The 2,589-nt window shown below is 43.0% G+C and carries 2 protein-coding genes and 1 tRNA gene; all 3 read right to left on the bottom strand.

The features are described 5' to 3' along the window. Positions 1 to 233: 233 nt before the first annotated feature. Complete coding sequence (locus A3766_RS15805; protein ID WP_068509730.1) at positions 234 to 1,043, bottom strand: MOSC domain-containing protein; 810 nt, start codon at positions 1,041 to 1,043, stop codon at positions 234 to 236. Further along, a complete protein-coding gene (locus A3766_RS15800) occupies positions 1,044 to 1,973 on the bottom strand; it encodes a chemotaxis protein (RefSeq protein WP_068509728.1) in 930 nt (309 codons plus the stop codon). Positions 1,974 to 2,160: 187 nt separating this feature from the next. Continuing rightward, positions 2,161 to 2,236: transfer RNA gene (locus A3766_RS15795), tRNA-Gly, on the bottom strand. Positions 2,237 to 2,589: the final 353 nt, after the last annotated feature.

Genomic DNA, 2,589 nt, shown 5'->3' with positions numbered 1-2,589 from the left:
TAAGCTGCAAGAAGACATCATGTCGAACTACACAATGGAAGAAGAGCGCATCATGTTCCAACACATCATGAACGGCGCAAGTGTTGACGAAGCTTTGGATATTTACAAACATCACTTTAGTGCCAAAAAAGACAGCACTGACGATACCTCGGACGAAATCGAGCTTTTCTAAGGCAAGTACCTTTCAGTTAAATGCCTATTTCTATGTTTAGAAATAGGCTGAAGCGCTTTACCTATCCCTCTTCAAGCACCTCAATTACTCTTAGCTTATCATCGAGTGAGATTTTCCCTGTATTAAGTTGAACCATATTCTGTCCGAAACAAACACCAAAATCGTTTTTTCGATACTTAGCTAGCGTCTTTAGAGGCTCTTTGCCAATCTCGCCATGCTCATCAATGCAAGTCATAATACAGCGGCTACATGGCTTAACTAATGCAAACTCTATCTCACCGATAGCAATACGCTTCCACGAGTCTTCTTGAAAAGGGATATCGCCTTCAAGCACAATATTCGGCCGAAAACGGTTCATGCCAACAGGAACTTCCAAGCGGCTATTCAGGTCATCTAATGAGGCCTGGTTAGTCAATAAAATCGGGAAACCGTCAGCAAAGCTAACTTGCTGGCTCTCTGCAAAGAACTCACGGTCGACCTGGCGAAAAGTTGAGTCAGGCATATAGGCCAAAGCCACATTCACCCCCAAATAGTCTGAAATAACTTGTGTCCGGCGGTCTTGTACGGTGAGCGCACCCACTTCATCAGACCAGACACATACATCAGCTTCTTTAGAAAACTCACTTAGCGAAAAACTGACCTCAGGAATGCCCTCGTCCGATATATTTAAAGTACTACCATCAAAGCTTGCAGAAACTTTGGCTAAGGCGCTATATTTTCGCTGAGTAATAAATCGCCCGGCATCATCCACCAACATAAAACGTCGATCAAAACGCAAACCAAAGCGATCAATTTCAACTTCACTTAAGGATACCGGACCAAGAGATTTGACCGGATGAATATTCAAAGCGGAAATTTTATATTCAGACATTTAAGAAGCCTGTTCTTTGACGTAGTCAAGAACAGCTGTTGCAAGCTCATCAGGCTGAAATTTGGATAGCAAGCGATTACACCCAACTCGCTCTGCCATAGCCTGGTTAAAACTACCACTCAAAGAAGTATGCATAATTACATAAAAGTGGCTCAATCGATCATCTTTACGAATTTCAGTCGTTAGTCGATAACCATCCATTTCCGGCATCTCGGCATCTGTTAGCACAAGTAAGCATTGCTTAAGCTTTTCCGGATCATTATCCGCCCACTCCTTAAGCATTTCATAAGCTCTTAAGCCATTTGGTGCAGTAATGGTAGGTAAACCTAGCTTTTCTATCGTACCGGTCGCCTGTGCAATTGCGACCGGTGAGTCATCGACCACCAAAACAAACTTTTCTCCTAATGAATCAATCAACTCATTCTCGAGAAGCTCTTCAGAGACATCAGTTGAATACGGAGAAATATCTGACAAGACCTTCTCTACATCAATAATCTCGACAATCTGTTCCTGATAGCGTGTTATGGCCGTTAAGTAATGCGCCCTACCCGCCGCTACCGGAGGCGGCATGATATCTTCCCAATTGAGGTTAACTATTTGCTCTATTCCGGCAACCAAAAAAGCCTGCACACTTCGATTATATTCAGAGACGACAATAATGGATTCACTGTTAACCTCAAGCGGCCTCATACCAATTGCCTGACTTAAATTGATAACGGGGACAGTCTGCCCCCTAAAGTGAGTGACACCACAAATACAAGGATGACGATGAGGCATCGCAGTTAGGTTTGGTAAATTCAGAACCTCTTGAACCTTAAATACATTGATTGCAAAGGTCTGATGACCGCTAAGCTTAAACATAAGCAACTCTAAGCGATTTTCACCTACCAGCTTGGTTCTTTGATCGACCGAAGCCAAAACACCCGACATCTTACCCTCCAGGAAAGCAGCAAATTCACCGCTAAAATCTTATCATGCAAATGCTCTACGAAAAGCCAAGCCAAGCTAGGCGCGCAGATATTCATAATGTACTAAATAGCAATAAGTTTAGACCATAAAGAAGGTCTCGACTGAAGAATGAGCCGAATTTAATGATCGATAGGTAATAAAGATAAATTGGAGCGGGAAACGAGATTCGAACTCGCGACCCCAACCTTGGCAAGGTTGTGCTCTACCAGCTGAGCTATTCCCGCTTAATCTGGTGTGATTTTTTACTTGATCATACAAGAGAGAAGTAATAACACCCCTCTTAAAACCCGATTATTTACAGAGAGTTACGCCCTCAGATCGAGTGAGGGCGTATTATAGGGAGAGCATTTTTGTCATGCAAGTCCTTTAATAATAAAAAGCGTGAAAAAGATAACACTTTTGAAATCTATCTCGAACCTTGCCCGATCACCCTACAAAATCATCAGCAGACGCTTAGATTAAGCGCCCTTATCCTTTTCTTCATCTGAGGGCAGGTCATCTGTGTCACCGATATCGAAGTCTTCCAAGTTGAACTCTTCGTCATCGTCGTCATCCAGCGGGTCGCTTAGATCCAATG

This window comes from Oleiphilus sp. HI0132 (assembly GCF_001635845.1).
Note: the sequence above shows the minus strand (reverse complement) of the source record. Positions and strands in the feature narration are given on the sequence as shown.